At 59.9% G+C, this 18,792-nt stretch carries 22 protein-coding genes; 13 read left to right on the top strand and 9 right to left on the bottom strand.

The genetic code is table 11. The features are described 5' to 3' along the window. A complete protein-coding gene (locus ACR0L4_RS06900) occupies window positions 1–420 on the top strand; it encodes an NUDIX hydrolase (RefSeq protein WP_480511616.1) in 420 nt (139 codons plus the stop codon). Here the strand turns inward: ACR0L4_RS06900 and ACR0L4_RS06895 are convergent. The 6 genes from ACR0L4_RS06895 to ACR0L4_RS06870 all read right to left on the bottom strand — a co-directional run bounded on the left by ACR0L4_RS06895 (window position 417) and on the right by ACR0L4_RS06870 (window position 7,902). Then, window positions 417–3,818 (bottom strand): efflux RND transporter permease subunit, encoded by a 3,402-nt coding sequence (locus ACR0L4_RS06895; RefSeq protein ID WP_480511614.1) that lies wholly within the window; start codon window positions 3,816–3,818, stop codon window positions 417–419. The two genes, ACR0L4_RS06900 and ACR0L4_RS06895, sit on opposite strands and share 4 nt — an antisense overlap. Window positions 3,819–3,823: 5 nt before the next feature. Further along, complete coding sequence (locus ACR0L4_RS06890) at window positions 3,824–5,266, bottom strand: efflux RND transporter periplasmic adaptor subunit (protein ID WP_480511612.1); 1,443 nt, start codon at window positions 5,264–5,266, stop codon at window positions 3,824–3,826. A 106-nt stretch (window positions 5,267–5,372) separates the two neighbouring features. After that, window positions 5,373–5,915: a molybdenum cofactor biosynthesis protein B gene (moaB, locus tag ACR0L4_RS06885; RefSeq protein WP_480511610.1), complete on the bottom strand. Its 543-nt coding sequence runs from the start codon at window positions 5,913–5,915 to the stop codon at window positions 5,373–5,375. A 6-nt stretch (window positions 5,916–5,921) separates the two neighbouring features. After that, window positions 5,922–6,542 (bottom strand): LysE family translocator, encoded by a 621-nt coding sequence (locus ACR0L4_RS06880; protein WP_480511608.1) that lies wholly within the window; start codon window positions 6,540–6,542, stop codon window positions 5,922–5,924. Then, the gene (locus ACR0L4_RS06875; RefSeq protein WP_480511605.1) at window positions 6,539–7,138 is read right to left on the bottom strand and encodes a metallophosphoesterase family protein; all 600 of its coding nucleotides are present in this window, start codon (window positions 7,136–7,138) and stop codon (window positions 6,539–6,541) included. Before ACR0L4_RS06875 ends, ACR0L4_RS06880 begins: the two co-directional genes overlap by 4 nt. Next, on the bottom strand, window positions 7,138–7,902 hold the full coding sequence (locus ACR0L4_RS06870) for a uracil-DNA glycosylase (RefSeq protein ID WP_480511806.1): 765 nt from the start codon (window positions 7,900–7,902) through the stop codon (window positions 7,138–7,140). Before ACR0L4_RS06870 ends, ACR0L4_RS06875 begins: the two co-directional genes overlap by 1 nt. A gap of 51 nt (window positions 7,903–7,953) precedes the next feature. Between ACR0L4_RS06870 and ACR0L4_RS06865 the strand changes: the two genes are divergently transcribed. The 10 genes from ACR0L4_RS06865 to ACR0L4_RS06820 all read left to right on the top strand — a co-directional run bounded on the left by ACR0L4_RS06865 (window position 7,954) and on the right by ACR0L4_RS06820 (window position 14,553). Next, the gene (locus ACR0L4_RS06865; RefSeq protein ID WP_480511603.1) at window positions 7,954–8,601 is read left to right on the top strand and encodes a scavenger receptor class F, member 2; all 648 of its coding nucleotides are present in this window, start codon (window positions 7,954–7,956) and stop codon (window positions 8,599–8,601) included. A 59-nt stretch (window positions 8,602–8,660) separates the two neighbouring features. Beyond that, window positions 8,661–9,596, top strand: a complete 936-nt coding sequence (locus ACR0L4_RS06860; RefSeq protein WP_480511601.1) for an aspartate carbamoyltransferase catalytic subunit — start codon at window positions 8,661–8,663, stop codon at window positions 9,594–9,596. After that, window positions 9,593–10,117, top strand: a complete 525-nt coding sequence (locus ACR0L4_RS06855; RefSeq protein ID WP_480511599.1) for a hypothetical protein — start codon at window positions 9,593–9,595, stop codon at window positions 10,115–10,117. Before ACR0L4_RS06860 ends, ACR0L4_RS06855 begins: the two co-directional genes overlap by 4 nt. Further along, the gene (locus tag ACR0L4_RS06850) at window positions 10,102–10,488 is read left to right on the top strand and encodes a hypothetical protein (RefSeq protein ID WP_480511597.1); all 387 of its coding nucleotides are present in this window, start codon (window positions 10,102–10,104) and stop codon (window positions 10,486–10,488) included. The genes ACR0L4_RS06855 and ACR0L4_RS06850 overlap by 16 nt, the downstream gene beginning before the upstream one ends. After that, window positions 10,485–10,946 (top strand): hypothetical protein, encoded by a 462-nt coding sequence (locus ACR0L4_RS06845; RefSeq protein ID WP_480511595.1) that lies wholly within the window; start codon window positions 10,485–10,487, stop codon window positions 10,944–10,946. Before ACR0L4_RS06850 ends, ACR0L4_RS06845 begins: the two co-directional genes overlap by 4 nt. Then, window positions 10,943–12,223, top strand: a complete 1,281-nt coding sequence (gene pyrC, locus ACR0L4_RS06840) for a dihydroorotase (protein ID WP_480511593.1) — start codon at window positions 10,943–10,945, stop codon at window positions 12,221–12,223. Before ACR0L4_RS06845 ends, pyrC begins: the two co-directional genes overlap by 4 nt. Next, window positions 12,223–12,828, top strand: coding sequence for a glycerol-3-phosphate 1-O-acyltransferase PlsY (gene plsY, locus ACR0L4_RS06835; RefSeq protein ID WP_170749969.1), 606 nt, complete (start codon window positions 12,223–12,225; stop codon window positions 12,826–12,828). Before pyrC ends, plsY begins: the two co-directional genes overlap by 1 nt. Next, the gene (locus tag ACR0L4_RS06830; RefSeq protein ID WP_170749970.1) at window positions 12,825–13,094 is read left to right on the top strand and encodes a hypothetical protein; all 270 of its coding nucleotides are present in this window, start codon (window positions 12,825–12,827) and stop codon (window positions 13,092–13,094) included. Before plsY ends, ACR0L4_RS06830 begins: the two co-directional genes overlap by 4 nt. A gap of 192 nt (window positions 13,095–13,286) precedes the next feature. Beyond that, window positions 13,287–13,760 carry a YHS domain-containing (seleno)protein gene (locus ACR0L4_RS06825; RefSeq protein WP_480511591.1) on the top strand — a complete coding sequence of 158 codons (474 nt, stop codon included), beginning with the start codon at window positions 13,287–13,289 and terminating at the stop codon, window positions 13,758–13,760. 262 nt (window positions 13,761–14,022) lie between these two features. Next, the gene (locus ACR0L4_RS06820; RefSeq protein WP_480511589.1) at window positions 14,023–14,553 is read left to right on the top strand and encodes an outer membrane protein; all 531 of its coding nucleotides are present in this window, start codon (window positions 14,023–14,025) and stop codon (window positions 14,551–14,553) included. A gap of 54 nt (window positions 14,554–14,607) precedes the next feature. Here the strand turns inward: ACR0L4_RS06820 and ACR0L4_RS06815 are convergent, their stop codons facing one another. Then, complete coding sequence (locus tag ACR0L4_RS06815; protein WP_170749973.1) at window positions 14,608–15,591, bottom strand: NADPH:quinone reductase; 984 nt, start codon at window positions 15,589–15,591, stop codon at window positions 14,608–14,610. A gap of 194 nt (window positions 15,592–15,785) precedes the next feature. On the opposite strand from ACR0L4_RS06815, the gene ACR0L4_RS06810 reads away from it, so the two are divergent. Next, the gene (locus ACR0L4_RS06810) at window positions 15,786–16,643 is read left to right on the top strand and encodes a DUF2189 domain-containing protein (protein ID WP_480511587.1); all 858 of its coding nucleotides are present in this window, start codon (window positions 15,786–15,788) and stop codon (window positions 16,641–16,643) included. Window positions 16,644–16,682: 39 nt separating this feature from the next. Here the strand turns inward: ACR0L4_RS06810 and ACR0L4_RS06805 are convergent, their stop codons facing one another. Both ACR0L4_RS06805 and ACR0L4_RS06800 read right to left on the bottom strand, forming a co-directional pair. Continuing rightward, window positions 16,683–17,669 carry an NAD(P)H-quinone oxidoreductase gene (locus ACR0L4_RS06805; RefSeq protein ID WP_480511585.1) on the bottom strand — a complete coding sequence of 329 codons (987 nt, stop codon included), beginning with the start codon at window positions 17,667–17,669 and terminating at the stop codon, window positions 16,683–16,685. A 55-nt stretch (window positions 17,670–17,724) separates the two neighbouring features. Further along, entirely contained in the window at window positions 17,725–18,417 is a 693-nt protein-coding gene (locus ACR0L4_RS06800) for a COQ9 family protein (RefSeq protein WP_480511583.1), read from the bottom strand. A 111-nt stretch (window positions 18,418–18,528) separates the two neighbouring features. Here ACR0L4_RS06800 and rpsU point away from each other — a divergent pair, with 111 nt between their 5' ends. Then, complete coding sequence (gene rpsU / locus ACR0L4_RS06795; RefSeq protein ID WP_005614280.1) at window positions 18,529–18,735, top strand: 30S ribosomal protein S21; 207 nt, start codon at window positions 18,529–18,531, stop codon at window positions 18,733–18,735. The last annotated feature ends 57 nt before the right edge of the window (window positions 18,736–18,792 follow it).

The following is an 18,792-nucleotide window of genomic DNA, read 5'->3' as shown; positions in this document are numbered from 1 at the left end:
ATGACCCAAACCCCAAAGATTGGTGCGCTGGCCGTTGTGCTGCACGAAAGTCAGGTTCTACTGGTGCAGCGCAGCAAAGAACCCGACCGGGGCCTATGGGGGTTCCCCGGTGGCCATGTGGAATGGGGTGAAACCGTCATGCAGGCGGCGCAACGCGAATTGCTTGAGGAAACCTCGATCACTGCGGAACCCACAGGCTATCTGGACAATCTGGACCTGCTGAGGCGGGATGAGAGCGGTCACGTCCTGTCTCACTATCTGTTGGTCGGAGTGGCCTGCAGCTTTAGGTCTGGCGCACCCCTTGCCGGAGATGACGCGCTGGACGCGCGCTGGTTTCCCATCGAGCAAGTACGGCAGGGCCATCTGCCGATGAGCGCACGGGTTGGCAGCCTGTTGGACATCGCTCTGCGCGCGGGTTAGGCCTCGGCGCGTGCTCTGAGCCGGGTGTAAAGCAGCCCGGACAGCAACACACTCAGGATCACAATCGGGATGGCACCGGCCAGAAAGGCCCCCAGCCCCATCTGCAGGACCGCTGGCGCGTCTTCTGCACCATAAAACCCCGCCAGAAGACCCAAAGGCGCATCGGTGACCATCGGCCAGACCATGGTTATTCCGAACCAAAGCGCCAACACCAGCGCGGTCGCCGCCAGCGCGCCCTGAACCACCCGGTCCGGTGCCCGGGCGGCCCGGCGCATCGCGGTCATCGGGCGCGCGACATCGTTCAGAATCGCCAGCAAGGCAGGCACCAGTACAAGCACGAGCAGCATACCGAAGCCCAGACCATAGACCAGTGTGATCACCGTGGGTTTAAGGAACTGTGCCTGTTGCGAGCCTTCATACAGCAGGGGTGTCAGCCCCAGCACTGTCGTCAGAGTGGTCAGCATGACCGGGCGCAATCGATCAGCCGTACCTTCAACAATCGAAGGCACCAGCCCACGCTCCTGCTGATACCCGTCAATCGTGGTCACCAAAACAATTGAATCGTTGATGATGATGCCGGTCATCCCCAACAGCCCGACGACGGTAAACATACTCAGCGGCACTTCCCAGATGTAGTGCCCCCAAATCGCGCCCACCAACCCAAAGGGAATGATCGCCATCACGACCAAAGGCCGCGACCAACTGGCAAAAACCCAGGCCAGAACCAGGTAGATGCCGGTCAGACACAGGATCAGGCCGGTGCGGGCCTCGGACAGGAATTCATCTTCCTGTTCGCTCAGCCCCGCCATGCGCCAGTCGACCTGACGTTCGGCGGCGATACGCGGCAGGATGTCTTCGTTCAGCGCCCGCCCGATCTCTGCCGCGCGGGTCGGATCATCTTCGGAGATGTCTCCATTCACCGAGATCACGCGCAACCCGTTCTCACGCCGCACGGTCGAAAAGCCGGATTTGCGTTCGACCGAAACGATATCTGCCAGAGGGACATATACCCCGTCGGGCGTGCGCATCAGGGTACGCTCAAGGAAATCGGCGGTCAGTTCACCCTCAGGCAGTTCCACACGAATCTCGGCACTGCGCGGGCCGTCGGGGAAGGTTGCAGCCTCGATCCCGTTTAGCCGGTTTCGCAGTACCCGGCCCAGTGTTTCGATACGAAAGCCCAGCGCCTGACCCTGCGCGGTCAGGTCGAGGATGTATTCTTCCTTGTCATAGGCAAGATTGTCTTCCAGCGCCGAGACCTCGGTGTATTTCGACAGCTCGGTCTGCAAATCCTCGGAGGCTGCCTTCAGCGTATTCACATCCGCACCATAGAACTGCACATCAATGGCATCGCCACCGGGGCCTGAACGCCAGCCCCGGAAGCTCAGCAGCTCGACTTTGGGATGACGGGGGACAAAGTCCTGCAACTCACCTACAAATTCAAAGCTGGAATAAGGGCGCAGATCGGCATCGATCAGCTCGATCGAGATACCGCCCAGCAGATCCTCATCCTTGCCTTCGGCGGCAGACAGACCAAATCCAGCGCTGCCACCGATCTCGGCCAATACATAGTCGATGGGGTTGCGCCCATGGCGTTCCTGGTAGATCAGGCCCAGTTCGTCGGTGGCGCGCTGCAACTCGTGCATCATGGCCAGTGTATCAGCCCGGGTCGCGCCCTCGGCCATGATGAAGTTGCCGGTGACCGATCCACGCTCGGGTGCGTTGAAAAAGCGCCAGTTCACGTCGCCCCGGATAAACAGCGCAATCTGGCTGGCGAGGATCACGACCATAAGCGCCACGACCACGTAGCGCGCCCAGATCACCCAGGCAATGAACGGGCGGAACAGGTTGTCCCGCACCCAGCGGAAACCGCGATTGACGACACGGTTGGGCAGATCATACCAGTGTTCCTTGGCGGAATGCGCAATGGCGTGGGCCATGTGGTTGGGCAGGATCAGGAAGCACTCGATCAACGAAGCGGCCAGTACCGCTATCACGGTGAAGGGGATATCTCGGATCAGCTCTCCGAACCGGCCACCCACAAGTGTCAGGCCAAAGAACGCGATCACAGTGGTGATGGTGGCCGCAAACACAGGCATGGCCATCCGTCGGGCCGCGCGCTCGGCCGCGACCATGGGCGCCTCACCCAGACGACGGGCGCGAAAATCGGCGTGTTCGCCCACGACGATGGCGTCATCGACCACGATCCCCAGCGTGATGATCAAACCGAACAACGACACCATGTTTAGGGACAAGCCCCCCAGATACATCAGCGCAATGGCCGCCGACATGGCAACGGGAATACCTGCTGCCACCCAGAAGGCGATGCGCGCATTCAGGAACAGAAACAGCAGGCACACGACAAGCCCAAGACCGACCAGCCCATTGTCGATCAGAATGTCCAATCGGTCGGTAATAGCCTGCGCGCGGGTACGGATCAGTTCCACCGTAACCCCTTCGGGCAGGCTCGCCTGCATTTCGGTCACAACATCCTCGACCGTATGTTGGATCTCTATCGCATCGCCAAGATTTGACCGGTCCACCCGGATGGACATCGCCGGATGATCACCGACAAAGTAACTGCGGTTGCGATCAACCCCTTCGATCCGAATCTGCGCTAGATCGCCAACAAACAGCTTTGAACCATCCGCGAAGGTTCGCAGAGCGATGGTTTCGATCTCTTCCGGAGTGCGTTTTTCGGCACCTGTGCGAATGCGGGCATTGGCCCCGGTTACATCTCCTGCCGGGTTTGCGTTGACCTCTGCTGAAATAGCCGAGGCAATGTCGGCCATCGCAACATCATTGGCGATCAATTGCGCCGTCGGCACCTCTACCACGACACGGGGGGCGGCGAGGCCGCGGATCGTGGTGCGGGTGACGCCTGCCGCAAACAGGCGGTTGATCAGTTCGTCAGTGAACTTGGCCAGCTGATCCGGGGCAACCGGGCCGGTGACGACCACGTCCGTAACCCTGTCGCGCCACGCCCCGCGCCGTATCGTGGGTTCCTCGGCATCTTCGGGCAGGTTCGTGACGCTGTCGACGGCAGTGCGCACCTCTTCAACAGCGCGAGACATGTCCCAGTTCGGCTCGAACTCCAGCCGGATTCTTGCTGACCCTTCCCGAGAGGTCGTCGTGGTGGACGTTACGCCTTCCACCGCCAACAACTCGGGTTCCAGCAATTGCACGATGCCGTTGTCGACATCCTCTGGACCCGCGCCTTCCCATTCGACGTTGACGTCAACCCGCTCAAGCACGACATCCGGAAAGAATTGTGCCCGCATGTTCGGGATCGCCGCAGCGCCCAGGACCAGCATGACCAGCAAAAGCAGGTTGGCCACCGTCCGGTGCCGGGTGAAGTAACTGAGGATACCACTTGCCGCGCCGGGGATCTCGCGCATCATGGTGCCTAGCCTCCGGCCCGGTTTTCGATGCGACGGACCAGAGAGGCGGGCACTTTCGCCTCTTCAAGCTGCCCCAGCATGCGCGTTTTTTCATCCGGGGGCATACCTTCGCTCGCCTCAACCTGGGCCATCAGTTGCGCGCGCTGGGTATCGGTCAGTTCAACCATGCCGGCGCGCGCCTCAGTTCGAAGCGGACGCACCTGTACACCCGGGCCAAGAAGCGGCGTTCGACCGATCACAACCTCACGCCCTTGCAAGCCCTCGCCGCGCAGCAGAACCTCATCTCCCTGCCGACGGATCAATTGCACTGGCAGCGCCTCTAGCCGGTCATCCGTGCCAAGAACCAGAACCGATCCGGCGGCATCCAGAACCGAGGACGGCAACCGGACGACCTGCGTCAATGGCTGCTCCTCTACCGTGACGGTCACAAAATCACCGGGTTTGAAGCCCGAGGCGTCCGCGAGCCTCGCATAGATAAGCCGACCCGTCTGCCCTTCGCCTGCCGAGCCGCTGTCCCGGCTGATGCGACCCGAGGCGGTCAGATCGGTTCCCGTGACCTCAAGCGAAATGGTGACGGGCGCGTCAATCAGATCGCCGGCCTCATCCAGCAGCCGCACGAATTGCGCGGTGGACACCCTAAACGCCACTTCCAAGGCGTTGGGATCGACCAGTTCGGCCAGTTTTTCATTGGCTGAGACCAGTCGCCCTTCGACCAAAGTAACATCCGTTAGCGTGCCCCCGAACCGGGCGCGGATGGTCATGTCATCCAGATCACGCTCAGCGGCTTCCAACGCAATCCGTGCCCGGGCCAGCAGGGTTGTGGCCTGATCCACACGTGACTCGGCCTGCGCCAATGCAATACGCCGCGCCAAGACCGATTGCTGAGCAACTGCAGCTGTCAGTTCGGCCTCTTCCACGCTGGCCGCAGCCCCGACGCCCCGGGATTCCAGATCACGTTGCCGCTGCAGGGCACGTTCGCGCAGCTCTGCCTGCGCCTCGGCAGATTTCAACTCATCTTGCGCCAGCAATAACGAGCGTTCGGCATCACGTTCCTCAAACTGTGCATCAAGAAGATCGGATTTGGCGCGATCAAGCGCCGATTGTGCATCTGCCGGGTCAAGCTCCACCAGAATTTCACCCGCCGTGACGGTGCCACCATCCTCAAAATCATCCGCCAGTGACATAACTCGCCCGCCCAGCGCCGCCCGCAATTCCAGACGGCGGCGGCTTTGCACCTCGCCAAAAGCTTCCAGATGAGGTGTGACGGTTTCATATTCTGCGGGACGGACTGTGACTGCGAAAACCCGTTCGCGTGCCTGCGGTTGTTCGTTTTCACGCGTCAGAACATCCTGCACCGCGCCGGTGATGATCTGCACCGCCACAAACAGCAGTGCCAGCGTCAATGACGCAAGAAACACTCCGACAAGACTCTGCCGTAAGAAACGCATTAATCACTCACCCCGGTTGCATTGGGCTGCCTGCCGCAGAATGTAGCCGTGCGGGGAAATATGCCAAGCCACAAAGCGGTTATAAGGTATTGAACGTACGACCAGTCTACTTCCGTCGCAGATGTTCGTCCAATCTGGGCATTATTTCCACAAAATTGCAGGGACGATGGCGGTAGTCGAACTGTTTCTCCAGAATACCGTCCCAGGCATCCTTGCAGGCCCCCGGGCTGCCGGGCAGCGCGAACAGGTAGGTGCCACCGGCCACGCCGCCGGTGGCACGGGATTGGACAGCCGAGGTTCCGATCTTCTCCATTGAGATTATCGTGAAAACTGTACCAAACGCCTCGATTTCCTTCTCATAGACGTCGCGATGCGCCTCAACCGTCACGTCGCGCCCTGTCAAACCGGTGCCCCCGGTCGAGATCACTACATCGATCTCAGGGTCAGCGATCCAAAGGCGCAACTGGGCGGCAATTTCGCCACGCTCATCCTGAACAATCTGCCGGTCCGCGACGGTATGGCCCGCCCGTTCGATCCGATCCACCAGCGTCTGGCCCGAGCGGTCTTGGTCCAGTGTCCGGGTGTCCGAGACGGTCAGAACAGCGATACGGACCGGAATGAAGTCCTTGCTTTCGTCAATGCGTGACATGAGGTGTCAGGCCCTTTCCATGATAGCCAGCCGCAGCGCGAGGGCAGCAAAAATTCCCCCGGTGACCCAACCCATGATGCGTGAAGCGCGCGGGTTCCCGATCAGCAACCGCCCCGCGCCCCCGGCAAAAACACCAACCAGACCGTTCACCACAAACCCACCCAACGCGATGATCACGCCAAAGATCAGGAATTGCGTCAGGATCGGACCCGAGGCCGGATCGACGAATTGCGGGATAAAGGCCAGAACAAACAAGATCACCTTGGGGTTGGTCAGGTTGACCACCAACCCATCCCGAAACGCCATGCGGGTCGGTTTTGCAGGACCGTCTGCCGAGACGGCACCGTTCCGGATCGCGCCCCAGGCCAGATACAGCAGATAAGCGACGCCCAGCCAGCGGATCACATCAAACAGCCACGGCATTGAGGATACCAAAGCACCAAGGCCCAATCCGGCCAGCAGCACATGCACCATCAGGCCCAAAGAAATCCCGGCGCTGGCCACCAAGGCCGGTCGCGCGCCAGACTTCAACCCTTGACCGAAACAGAACATCATGTCCGCGCCGGGCGTGAAGTTCAGAACCAATGCCGCAGGAATGAATGCCAGCAAAGTGACGGTTTCGATCATAACGCTACCTCGAACCAGTTTACCTGTGGCCCCAGATTGGCGATTTCTGACCGCCCGAGCCTGCCACGATAGCCCCAGCTGTCATGGATGTGACCGCAGAAGACTAGACCGGGCTGAACCCGTTCCACCGCATCGCGAACCGCCACCGAACCGACGGACAAGCCTTGAGATGTAACATCCCCAAACCCTTTGGGCGGAGAATGCACGATCAGAATGTCAGCCCCATCACAGCGATCCAACATCTCGGTGGCCTCTGCCTCGGTCAGATCACAGGACCAGTCGCCAAAAGGCGTGGGGGGAACCCCATAGCCCAGACCGAACAGGCGCAACCCATCAATCGTCATGCCAGTCCCGTGCAGCACGTGCACGCCTTCTGGCGCAGCCTCCAGCAGTTCTTCGCTGCTTTCGGCATTGCCCGGAACCAGAACCAGCGGCGCCGAGATGCCAGAAAGCATCTGCATCGCCTCGCCCAGCCCCTGCCGCATGTTGCAGTAGTCCCCGGCCCCGATCACGAGATCCGCTTCGGCGCTGGCAGTGACCAAATCCGCTGCTCGGTTGCGCGCCATGTGCAAGTCCGAAAAAGTCAGAATGCGCATCACCCTGCCCCCAGCCGTGCTTTCAGCTCCAGCAAGTCGGCCCAGGCCTGCCGCTTCATCTGCGGCTGGCGCAGCAGATAGGCGGGGTGGAACATCGGGATGACCGGAAGATCCAGCGCCTGATCCCAGGTGCCGCGCAACCGCGTGATCCCGCGTTTGCCCAGAACGGCCTGACAGCTGATATTGCCCATCACAACCAGCACCTCGGGCTTGGCCAAGGCCACGTGGCGTTCCAGAAACGGCTTCATCATGCCGATCTCTTCCGGCTTGGGGTCGCGGTTCTGCGGGGGCCGCCATGGCAGCACGTTGGTGATATAGACATTCTGAGCGCGATCCAGATCAATCGCCGCCAGCATCCGGTCCAGCAACTGTCCCGCCCGCCCGACGAATGGCTTGCCCTCGCGATCCTCGTCGCGGCCCGGAGCCTCACCAATGATCATCACCCGCGCGCCCGGCGTGCCATCAGCAAACACCAACTGGCGCGCGCCGCGTTTCAGTTCACAATGATCAAACGCCTCCATTGCGATCCGCAGCTGGTCCAAAGACCCTGCATTCTGAGCCGCGGATTTTGCCACGGCAACCGGATCGACCTGCGTGGGTTTCTCGGGCGCGGCCTGAGCGACCGTCGGTTTCTTGGTCTTGGGCGCAGTATCGGGCAGCGCATACCGATCCACCGGAGCATCCCCGATGGCCTCGGTCACGCCCAGTTCGATCTGCCAATCCAGCAGCGCGCGCGCGGTATGATAGTCCAAGCCCGAATCCATGTTTCTCAATCTAACCAGCTTTTGACTGAGGGAAAGCGAATAGACCTTGCCATGGCGCAGGGTCGCACCGACCATGACCGGATCATGCTGTCATTCCTGCGATTCCTTCTGGTTGTCCTGCTGCTGACCGCAACCGGCGGCCCTGCCTCGGCGCAACTGTTCGACCGCAATGATCAGTGCCGCGCCGGACAATTCGCCTGTGGCAGCCGCTGCTGTTCGGGCGGGCAAAGGTGCAGCTTTGACGGGCACTGCATTCCGCTGGGCGGAACCTATTGCGGTGGCGGGCGCAGTTGTGGTGCATTCGAACGCTGCGTGGCCGGAGGCACCCGCTGCGCGCCGGCCGGGGCGAACAAATGCACCTCGCGTCTGGATTGCCCCGGCGGCAGTTTTTGCAACGGGCGCGGCGAATGCGAGCGGAACACGCCCGAATTCGATCCCAGTCCGCCAAAAAAATGCGAAGACGGTCTGACCTGCGCGCGCGGTTCCTCCTGCTTGCCGGGCGGCGGGTGTTCACGCCCAGGGTGGTTCTTGTGCGAGGAGACCGGTTCGCAATGCCGTCCCGGCTTCAAGTGTTCCGAACATCAGGGGTGTGTTCCGATCAAAGCCATCGATTGCGGCCATGGCAAATGGTGCAAACCGGGCGAGCAGTGTCTGCCCGAAGGTGGATGCGAGAAATTGCCTGAGGCGTCCGATCCTTAGGTTGCCTCGGCGCGCGCGGCTTTCTATAAGCGGTCCGATTGTCAGACAGGAGCCCGCCCATGCGTTTCGCCCATCGTCACCTTCTTGGCATCGAGCATCTGTCACAATCCGACATCACCGCCATCCTGGATCTGGCCGAAAAATACGTCGATCTGAACCGTCAATCGACCAAGCATTCGGACGTGCTGTCCGGGCTGACCCAGATCAACATGTTTTTCGAAAACTCGACCCGGACGCAGGCCAGCTTTGAACTGGCGGGTAAACGGTTGGGCGCGGATGTGATGAATATGGCGATGCAGGCCAGTTCGATCAAAAAGGGCGAGACACTGATCGACACGGCGATGACGTTGAACGCAATGCATCCCGATCTTCTGGTGGTGCGGCACCCGCATTCCGGCGCAGTCGATCTGCTGGCGCAGAAGGTGAATTGCGCCGTGCTGAATGCAGGCGACGGCAGGCATGAACACCCAACGCAGGCTTTGCTGGACGCACTGACCATCCGTCGCGCAAAGGGACGCTTGCACCGCTTGAACATCGCGATTTGCGGTGATGTCGCGCATTCCCGCGTGGCGCGGTCCAACCTGATCCTGCTGGGCAAGATGGAGAACCGCATCCGCCTGATCGGCCCACCGACGCTGGTGCCTGCGCAATTCTCTGAGTTCGGGGCCGAGATTTTTGACGACATGACCGAAGGCCTCAAGGACGTCGACGTGGTGATGATGCTGCGCCTTCAGAAAGAACGGATGGACGGCGGCTTCATCCCTTCGGAGCGCGAATACTACCACCGCTACGGTCTGGACGCGGCCAAGCTGGCGCAGGCCAAGCCCGATGCCATTGTCATGCACCCCGGACCGATGAACCGCGGGGTTGAGATTGATGGAACCCTGGCCGACGACATCAATCGATCCGTGATTCAGGAACAGGTCGAGATGGGCGTCGCCGTCCGGATGGCTGCAATGGAATTGCTGGCCCGCAATCTGCGCGAGGCGGCATGAGCGATCTGACCGTCTCTCCGCACGAACACGGTGTGGTTCGCCTGTTTGCCCTGGACATGCGCCCGGAAGAAGCAAAGTTCCTGCGCGAACCCGGTGCTGTCGATCAGGTACTGGGCGCCACGGATCTGGATGGGGATCAGATCGACGTTTTCCCCGTGACCGACCTTGAGGAACTGGGTCTCTACGGCTACCTGAACGAAGGCTGCGGCGTGTCCAAGGATCAACTGGATCGCGCAAAGCTTGGTGCGGTCGATGGTTGGGTCATGGCCCTGCGCAGTGCCGCGTTCAAAGGGCGTCCAGCGACGTTGAGCCCCGATTCACGTGTGCAGCTGATTGGCCTGTTCACTGAGGAGGCAACCAACTGGACTGGTGGTGAGATCAAAACAGAAAGCGCCAAACCCCATTCGGCGATGCCTGTGTCCCCCAAAGCGGCGCGGGCGCGGGCGCAAAGGCTGGGGTCGGCTATCTTCGCTCTGGTCATGGCGGTGCTGCTCGGAGGTGTCTTGTGGCTGATCCTGTGATTTTCGCGCCCGACAAAGGGGCCTATATCCGCACAAACGCATGGCTTGCAGCCGGTGCAATGGCTGCGGCAATGGTCGTGCTCTGGCTGATCGGCAACCCATATATCTGGACTGGCGCACCGGCTGGCCTTGCCGCCATCGGGATACGCGCCTGGTACCTTGCCTCGGAAGAGCTGAACACCTCTTGGGAGATGACCGAAACCCTGCTGACCGGCCCCGGCCCTCGCAAGGTTGCGCTGAACCAGATTGAAGCGGTCAACGTGATGGGCAGCTTTGTCCAGCTTGTGACCACGGGCGGCGACAAGCACCTGATCAAATACCAAGCGGACCCCGCAGCCACCAAAGCCGCCATCGAAAGGGCTATGACATGACCGGCGCGGACGAAAGCTGGTGGCGCAAGCGGAGACCCGAGGCCGAAGATGTCCTGAGGTTCGGGACACCGCGTCGGGAGCACGTCCTCGGTCACGTCGGATGGGCCTGCCGACTTCTGATCACCTGTCTCGGTTTGGCCTGGCTGGCCGTCATGTGGTTGGCCGAAACCATGCGAGACCCGAGGAAACTGATCAGCAATTCGGCTGTCTTGGCCTATGTCATGTGGCTGGACCGATTTATTCGGTCGCAACGCGTCTGTGCCGTCGCCACACGTCAGACCTGGTGGCTCAAAGAGATGTTCAAACCCAGACGCATCAGTATCGACAACACGCTGAAGTACCATCGCAATGATCAAAACGTGGTGTTTTCCCGTCGCCTGTTTCTGGTATTCGAATACCTGTCCGATCCTGATGCTGCTTTGGTGGCATTGAACTCAGCCCGAGAGGCCTCAGCATGACATCTGTCGTTTTTACCGATGCCCGATTGATCGACCCTGAATCCGGCACGGATAGCATTGGCTGGCTGCACGCCAAGGACGGGCATATCGTGGCGATGGGGGACACAGAGGCACCAACCACCGACGGGCAAGTGATCGCCTGCAACGGCAAATGCCTGGCCCCGGGAATTGTCGATATCGGCGTCAAAGTGTGTGAACCGGGCGAGCGTCACAAGGAAAGTTATAAATCCGCCGGACTGGCGGCGGCGGCAGGTGGCGTGACCACAATGGTGACGCGGCCCGATACAAGCCCGGCGATCGATACCCCGGAAAGCCTGGAATTTGTTACCCGCCGTGCGCAGGCGGACACCTCAGTCAACGTGTTGCCTATGGCCGCTCTGACCAAGGGGCGCGAGGGGCGCGAGATGACCGAGATCGGCTTTCTGCAGGATGCAGGAGCCGTAGCGTTCACCGATTGCGATCACGTCATCACCAACACAAAGGTGTTTTCCCGCGCCCTGACCTACGCGCGGTCCTGCGGCGCTCTGGTCATTGCCCATCCACAGGAGCCCGGTCTGAGCAATGGGGCTGCTGCCACCAGCGGAAAATTTGCCGCTTTGCGCGGGTTGCCCGCCGTATCGCCCATGGCCGAGCGTATGGGGCTGGACCGCGACATTGCCTTGTTGGAAATGACCGGGGCAGCCTATCATGCTGACCAGATCACAACCGCCCGCGCCCTGCCCGCGCTGGAGCGTGCAAAGCGCAACGGTCTGGATATCACCGCCGGGACCTCGATCCATCACCTGACGCTGAACGAGCTGGACGTGGCCGACTATCGCACCTTCTTCAAGGTCAAACCGCCGCTGCGGTCCGAGGATGACCGGCAAGCGGCGATCGAGGCGCTGCGAACGGGGCTGATTGACACCATCAGTTCGATGCACACCCCTCAGGACGAAGAAAGCAAACGCCTGCCCTTTGAAGAAGCCGCATCAGGCGCGGTCGCCCTGGAAACTCTGCTGCCCGCTGCCTTGCGCCTGTACCACGCAGGCCAACTGGACCTGCCGACACTGTTTCGGGCCATGGCCCTCAACCCGGCAAAGCGGCTGGGTTTGAACAGCGGTCGATTGTCCAAGGGCGCCCCTGCGGATCTGGTTTTTTTCGACGCGGATGTGCCTTTTGTGCTAGACCGGTTTGCCCTGAAATCCAAATCGCAGAACACTCCGTTTGACGGGCAGCGAATGCAGGGTAAGGTCCTTGCAACCTACGTGGCCGGCAAAGAAATCTTCCGGAGACCCTGATGCCCTTGATCGACAGCACAACGAACGAACTTATCCTGTGGGCTGTTCTGGGGTATCTGATCGGATCAATCCCCTTCGGTCTGATCATCGCGCGCGTCATGGGGTTGGGCAATCTGCGCCAGATCGGCTCGGGCAATATCGGGGCCACCAATGTGCTTCGGACGGGCAACAAGGCCGCCGCCGCGCTGACTTTGCTTCTGGATGGCGGCAAAGGGGTCCTGGCCGTTCTACTCGCGCGGGCCTATGCGGGTGACGACGCGGCACAGGTTGCGGCTCTGATGGCGTTTCTGGGCCATTGTCTGCCAGTGTGGCTGGCATTCAGGGGCGGCAAGGGCGTGGCAACGTTCATAGGCTTGTGGCTGGCGCTGGACTGGCGTGTCGGGATTGCCCTGTGCCTGACCTGGCTGGTCGCGGTGGCAATCTGGCGGATGTCGTCGGCCGGAGCTCTGGCCGCCGCGGCCTTATCGACCACCTGGATCATGCTGCTGACCAATGGATCGACATTCTTCCTTGGCATCGTCCTGACGATCCTGATCTATTGGCGTCACAAATCAAACGTGACGCGCATCAAATCCGGGACCGAGCCGAAAATCGGGAAACCGTGACCCCAACGGACGCTTTTCTATCTGCATTCCACGCATTGCCAACCGGCACGTTCACCGGGACCTTTGATGCGCGGCGATATATGGTGTCGCGACAATCGATGGCCGAAGGTAAGTCACACAAACTGGTCGCGCAGGAATTGGGCGGATCGGACTATATCAGCCTGAACCTCTATCACACGAAAATCAGTGGCGCGTTGCTGCGGCCCTGCGAAATGCCCGCGGACAAAGTGGTCCGTTTCGTGTTGGCGTTAACACCGGATGCATGACGCAAGTTTCGCATTTTTGAACAAGCGCTCTTCAACTGCGCACAATCACAATTGATTGCTTTGAACGTGATCCGCCGACTTCCCACCTGAATTTTCGTGGCGGCCAATTACCGGCCTCACAGGACAAAAGCCTGGGCTCGTCATTCGCAGTTTTAGCGTAGCGATGCGGCCCATTTCACGAAAGGTGAAGCAATGAACACGTTTAAATCTCTGATCGGCGGCGTTGCGCTGTCTGTTGCACTTGCGACTTCGACCCTTGCAGCCGGTGTTGAAATCAACGCCAGCTCGACCGGTCTGGCCATGCAGGGCTACGACCCGGTCGCCTATTTCACCGAAGGCGAAGCCACCAAGGGCGACTACCGTATCACCACGCTGCACGATGACGCGATGTACCGCTTTTCGTCAGAGGAAAACAAAGTCGCATTCGAATCGAACCCAGAGGCGTATCTGCCCGCCTACGGCGGATACTGCGCATTCGGCGCTGCGATGGGCTTCAAGTTTGATGGTGATCCGAACCACTGGAAAATCGTTGACAACAAACTGTATCTGAACCTGTCACAAGACATTCAGGAACGTTGGGAAGGCGATATTCCGGGCTTCATCGAACAGGCCAGCGCGAACTGGGACGACATCGCCGACAAAGATCCCGCAGAGTTGCAGCAATAATCCGCTGACAAATCAACTGGCGTCGGCGGCGGATCGTTCCGCCGCCGCAATTTGTTTGAAGCCACCTGCGCGCAACCTATCTAATTGAGACAGATCCGGAATCACCGGGCGCAAGCCGTTCGACAATGATCGGACGTAGCAGAAATCGGTACGGAATTAATAAATACGATGATCCGGTCCTGAGGCAGGGCCGTAACTAATTCAATAAACGCAAGCAAGTCTCTGACCATTGCGCAATGACTTGGAATGAAAGGATCAAAAGATGACAGGAAAACTGGCGCTTATCACAGCCGTATCGACCCTGGTTGCCGGATCGGCGATGGCCCAATCCTCGGGTAATTGGACGGGGTTCTATGGTGGTTTGCAGCTGGGTTACGTCGACGTTGACACCAATGTGTCAGGCGTTGATGGCGATGCTGCGATTGGCGGTCTCATCCTTGGATACGACTATGATCTGGGTGACTGGGTCGTGGGCGGCGGCTTTGACTATGACTGGACCGATGTCGATCTGGGGCCAGCAACGGTCGAAGATGTCTGGCGTATCAAGGCGCGTGCCGGCTACAAGGTGAACCCTCAAGGCCTGTTTTACGGTGTCGGGGGCTACGCCGATGCGGGCACCGACAATCTGGGCAGCGACAATGGCTGGTTCATCGGCGCAGGCTATGAACAGATTATCGCACCCAATGTCAGCATTGCCGGTGAGCTTCTGTACCACGAATTTGACAACTTCAATTCGAGCGGAGTGGACGTAGACGCCACGACACTTCAGTTCCGCGCCGCATATCGCTTCTGACAGATTTGCCGACAGACAGGATCGGACCCGGCGTATTTCGCCGGGTCTTTTTGTTCAGACGTCCAGTATTGTACTGCCCGTTGTCTTGCGCGCTTCAAGGGCCCTATGGGCATCTGCGATCTGATCCAGCGGGAAACGCTGGTCTATGTGGATTTTGACCTCTGCGCCCTGAACCTTTCCGAACAGTCGTCGCGCCATCGCCTGACACACTGCATGGTCCGAAATATGTGTGAACAGAGTCGGGCGCGTGATCTTTAGCGAGCCTTTCTGTCCCAGAATGCCGATGTCCACCGGCGGAACCGGGCCTGAAGCGTTGCCGAAGGAAATCATCATCCCCAACGGTTTCAGACAGTCCAACGACCCTTCGAAAGTGTCGGCCCCAACTGAATCCATCACCACATCCACGCCTTTCCCATCGGTCAGTTCAGCCACACGTTCTGCAAAATTCTCGGTTTTGTAGTTGATGCAATGGGCGGCCCCGTTGAATTGCGCCAGACTGCATTTCTCATCCGTCCCGGCGGTGCCGATCAGTTTGATGCCTTCTGATTTGGCCCATTGACAGGCGATCAGCCCAACGCCACCGGCGGCGGCATGAAACAGGACCGTGTCACCGCGTCTTAGAGGAGTTGTGCGGTGGAAAAGGTACTCGACAGTCATGCCCTTCAGCATCATCGCGGCGGCGGTTTGGAACTCAATGCCATCGGGCAGAGGGCAGACTTGCGCAGCGGGCATCACGCGGGCCTCGCAATAAGCACCAGAAGGGGCGCTGGCATAGGCGGCACGTTGCCCCGGTTGCAGATGCGTAACCCCTTCGCCCACAGCCTCGATCACACCGGCCGCCTCCATGCCCAAGGCATGTGGCAAGTCGAGCGGATAAAGCCCTGAGCGTTGGTAGACATCGATGAAATTCAGACCACAGGCATGGTGGCGAATGCGCACCTCACCCGGGCCGGGATCGCCTAGCGGTTTGTCTTCGATCCGTAAAACCTCGGGCCCGCCGAATTCCTGAATGACCACTGTACGCGCAGTTTGCTGCATGCTGACCTCCTCTTGCCTGCTCTCAAGCTAGCACGGGTTTGTCGCAGCGCAATCGGCGCAATCTCGCAGTGGTGATTCGGTGTATGCGAAAACTGTGCTATAGTTGTGTCAGGCGTTGCCGGCTGGTCCGGCCACGGGCAACCTCAAGCCGGATTCGTTCTGCGGCGCACCACTCGCCAAGGAAGGGAAGAAAGATGGCAAAAACAATCGGTAACCCGATCAGCTGGGCCGCCCAAAGCCTTGGAGCGACCAGCGAGCATGTCACAGAAAGCGTTTCACGTCTCGGAAGTTCCGAAACGCGCCAGTTGCCAAAGGTGCAGACGCTGACGATGCAGGATTTATCCGCCTGCCTGAGGGCGGGATATCAGGATTTCCTGGATACGCGGGCGGACGCGATCTTTCTCGTGCTGATCTACCCCATCGCGGGACTGCTGATGTTCGGGATGGGAATGAATCTGAACATGGTTCCCCTGCTTGCGCCGTTGGTGGCTGGATTTGCCCTGATCGGACCCGTCGCGGCTGTGGGGCTATACGAAATCAGCCGCAAGCGTGAACAGGGAACAGAGGTCTACTGGATCGATGCATTCGGTGTCTTCCGCTCACCCTCGTTCGGCGCGATTCTGGCATTGGGCTTTTATCTTGTCATGCTGCTGCTGATCTGGCTGATGATGGCCCAAACTATTTATGTCCAGACACTCGGCCCAGAACCACCCGCGTCACTCGGCGCATTTGTGGCGCAGGTCTTCACCACCGGCGCGGGCTGGACAATGGTCATTGTCGGAACCGCTGTCGGGTTCTTGTTTGCTCTCAGTGCACTTGCCATAAGTGTTGTCAGCTTCCCGCTTTTGCTGGATCGCAAGGTGGGGCTGCCGGTGGCGGTCGTGACCTCGGTTCGGGTCCTGCGGCACAATCCCCGCATCATCCTGACCTGGGGCTTTATCGTCGCAGCGCTGTTGGTGATCGGGGCAATTCCGATGCTTCTGGGACTGATCGTCGTGATGCCCGTGCTGGGACATGCAACATGGCACCTCTATCGCAGGGCCGTCGCCTGAACGTAGCAGCGCGCAAACAAACGCCGCGCGCCGACACGACTAGCCCGCGACGTTCAAGACGATCTTGCCGATGTGGTTTGATGCCTCCATCCGCTCGTGCGCGGCGGCGGCTTCTGCCAGATCAAACTCGCTGTCCATGACCGGAGCGACCCGGCCCGAGTCCAGAAGCGGCCAGACCGCCTCGCGCAGGTCCTGCGCAATCTTGGCTTTGGCCAAATCGCTTTGCGGGCGCAATGTGCTGCCGGTCAGCGTCAGTCGCTTTACCATCATCAGGGCAAAATTCAGTTCGACCACGGGACCTTGCAGAAAAGCGATCTGAACCAGACGCCCGTCCTCGGCCAGAGCTTTCACGTTGCGCGGGATATAGTCGCCGCCAACCATGTCGAGGATCAGGTTTGCCCCACCTTCGGCCCGCATGACCCCAACAAAATCCTCATCCCGATAATTGATCGCCTTTTCGGCACCAAGCTTGAGGCAGGCCTCGCATTTTTCGTCGGACCCCGCTGTTGCAAAGACCCGCGCGCCGAAGGCGTTCGCCAGCTGGATGGCGGTGGTTCCGATACCGCTGGAGCCACCATGGACCAGAAACCGCTCTCCGGCTTTCAGGCCGCCACGTGAGAACACATTGGACCAGACAGTGAAAAAGGTTTCAGGCAGGCAAGCAGCCTGTTTCATATCCATCCCGTCTGGCACCGGCAGGCAATGAGCGGCGGGCGTGGCGACGTATTCCGCATAGCCCCCACCCGGCAGCAGCGCACAGACTTGGTCACCAAGTGATAGGCCCTCAACACCCGAGCCCACGGCCACAACTTCGCCCGAAGCTTCCAGCCCCGGCAGGTCACTGGCTCCGGGTGGGGGATCGTAGGCCCCGGCGCGCTGCAAGGCGTCCGGGCGGTTCACGCCCGCATAAGCCACCTTCAAGACAACCTGGCCTGCGTCGGCTTCGGGTATCGGTCGCTCGGTCAGCTTCAGAACGTCCGGGCCACCCGGCTGAGTGATTTCGACGGCGCGCATCATCTGGGTCATGGAAAACTCTCCTTTGCCCATTGCCTAGCAGGCCCGACGGCAAAGGCCCAGACGCTTACTTGCGTGGGTTCAAGAGCCCCGGCAAATCGGCCCGCATCTTCATTGGCGGCTTGACCTGACCGACCAGCCAGTTGGGCACGGCAAGGAAGGGTTTCAGCAGCGGGTTTCCATTTACCTGCGCCTTGAGTTTTTCGAACTGCATGACGTTTTCGATCCGACGGTCCAGAAATTCCCAGCTTTTCTGATGGTCCGGCGAATCATCCCCCAGCCAGAACAGCAAGGTCGAGGAATAGACCCCCGACAACGTGGCGCGTTTGGTGTACCAGTTCACGTCGTCCGACGTGTCGCCCAGCGCGTCCCAGATCAGATCGCAAGTACCCCAGACTGCTTTGGCCCCATCCGCCGCATAGGTGGGTAAGGAAAACAGCGTCATGCCTCGACGCACCAGTTCTTTGTCTTCGACCGCCTCCAGGCGAAACCGCACGGCAGCCGCGACTTTTTCGCGGAACTTCAGCGCGCTCATATCCGCGGACTTGATCCGGTCCAGCATGGCTTGATCGCCACGTGCGTGATAGGCCAGTGCCAGATCGACCGCCCCGCGGGGACAGATTGCCCGGGCCAGACCCGCGTCCATATCGCAGTCACCAATTGCACTGCGAAAGCTGGTTTCCGACCAACCGTCGAACGGGACATGTAATAGGATTGCGTCCAGCAGCTGCTGTTTGGTCTCTTCATATGTGACGGTCATGGCAGTTCTCCGGTGTTCGGGGCCAGTACTAGACAAGATAGAACGGCTTTGCTATACGGCCAACTCCTGCAATTTCCTTGCAACTCTATCTAGAAAGGTGGTGACAACCACATGCAGGTTAGTGTTCGCGACAATAACGTCGATCAGGCGCTTCGTGCCCTGAAGAAAAAGCTGCAGCGCGAAGGCGTGTTCCGTGAAATGAAGCTGAAGCAACATTTCGAGAAACCGTCCGAGAAAAAAGCGCGCGAGAAAGCTGAAGCGATCCGCCGTGCCCGTAAACTGGCACGTAAGAAAGCACAGCGCGAAGGTTTGCTCTAAGCACCTGACTCTCGTCCAGCTTTGGATGACACTATTTGACGACCCCCGAGGCCCCGC

It is taken from the genome of Ruegeria sp. AB5, from assembly GCF_056542645.1.
The sequence above is the reverse complement of the archived record's forward strand: the minus strand, read 5'-3'. Positions and strand labels throughout refer to the sequence as shown.

What these genes read in the sequence shown, in the direction of transcription:
- ACR0L4_RS06900 (WP_480511616.1), top strand. Translation starts at nt 1, where the DNA reads ATGACCCAAACCCCAAAGATTGGTGCGCTGGCCGTTGTGCTGCACGAA.
- ACR0L4_RS06895 (WP_480511614.1), bottom strand. Translation starts at nt 3,818, where the DNA reads ATGATGCGCGAGATCCCCGGCGCGGCAAGTGGTATCCTCAGTTACTTC.
- ACR0L4_RS06890 (WP_480511612.1), bottom strand. Translation starts at nt 5,266, where the DNA reads ATGCGTTTCTTACGGCAGAGTCTTGTCGGAGTGTTTCTTGCGTCATTG.
- moaB (WP_480511610.1), bottom strand. Translation starts at nt 5,915, where the DNA reads ATGTCACGCATTGACGAAAGCAAGGACTTCATTCCGGTCCGTATCGCT.
- ACR0L4_RS06880 (WP_480511608.1), bottom strand. Translation starts at nt 6,542, where the DNA reads ATGATCGAAACCGTCACTTTGCTGGCATTCATTCCTGCGGCATTGGTT.
- ACR0L4_RS06875 (WP_480511605.1), bottom strand. Translation starts at nt 7,138, where the DNA reads ATGCGCATTCTGACTTTTTCGGACTTGCACATGGCGCGCAACCGAGCA.
- ACR0L4_RS06870 (WP_480511806.1), bottom strand. Translation starts at nt 7,902, where the DNA reads ATGGATTCGGGCTTGGACTATCATACCGCGCGCGCGCTGCTGGATTGG.
- ACR0L4_RS06865 (WP_480511603.1), top strand. Translation starts at nt 7,954, where the DNA reads ATGGCGCAGGGTCGCACCGACCATGACCGGATCATGCTGTCATTCCTG.
- ACR0L4_RS06860 (WP_480511601.1), top strand. Translation starts at nt 8,661, where the DNA reads ATGCGTTTCGCCCATCGTCACCTTCTTGGCATCGAGCATCTGTCACAA.
- ACR0L4_RS06855 (WP_480511599.1), top strand. Translation starts at nt 9,593, where the DNA reads ATGAGCGATCTGACCGTCTCTCCGCACGAACACGGTGTGGTTCGCCTG.
- ACR0L4_RS06845 (WP_480511595.1), top strand. Translation starts at nt 10,485, where the DNA reads ATGACCGGCGCGGACGAAAGCTGGTGGCGCAAGCGGAGACCCGAGGCC.
- pyrC (WP_480511593.1), top strand. Translation starts at nt 10,943, where the DNA reads ATGACATCTGTCGTTTTTACCGATGCCCGATTGATCGACCCTGAATCC.
- plsY (WP_170749969.1), top strand. Translation starts at nt 12,223, where the DNA reads ATGCCCTTGATCGACAGCACAACGAACGAACTTATCCTGTGGGCTGTT.
- ACR0L4_RS06825 (WP_480511591.1), top strand. Translation starts at nt 13,287, where the DNA reads ATGAACACGTTTAAATCTCTGATCGGCGGCGTTGCGCTGTCTGTTGCA.
- ACR0L4_RS06820 (WP_480511589.1), top strand. Translation starts at nt 14,023, where the DNA reads ATGACAGGAAAACTGGCGCTTATCACAGCCGTATCGACCCTGGTTGCC.
- ACR0L4_RS06815 (WP_170749973.1), bottom strand. Translation starts at nt 15,591, where the DNA reads ATGCAGCAAACTGCGCGTACAGTGGTCATTCAGGAATTCGGCGGGCCC.
- ACR0L4_RS06810 (WP_480511587.1), top strand. Translation starts at nt 15,786, where the DNA reads ATGGCAAAAACAATCGGTAACCCGATCAGCTGGGCCGCCCAAAGCCTT.
- ACR0L4_RS06805 (WP_480511585.1), bottom strand. Translation starts at nt 17,669, where the DNA reads ATGACCCAGATGATGCGCGCCGTCGAAATCACTCAGCCGGGTGGCCCG.
- ACR0L4_RS06800 (WP_480511583.1), bottom strand. Translation starts at nt 18,417, where the DNA reads ATGACCGTCACATATGAAGAGACCAAACAGCAGCTGCTGGACGCAATC.
- rpsU (WP_005614280.1), top strand. Translation starts at nt 18,529, where the DNA reads ATGCAGGTTAGTGTTCGCGACAATAACGTCGATCAGGCGCTTCGTGCC.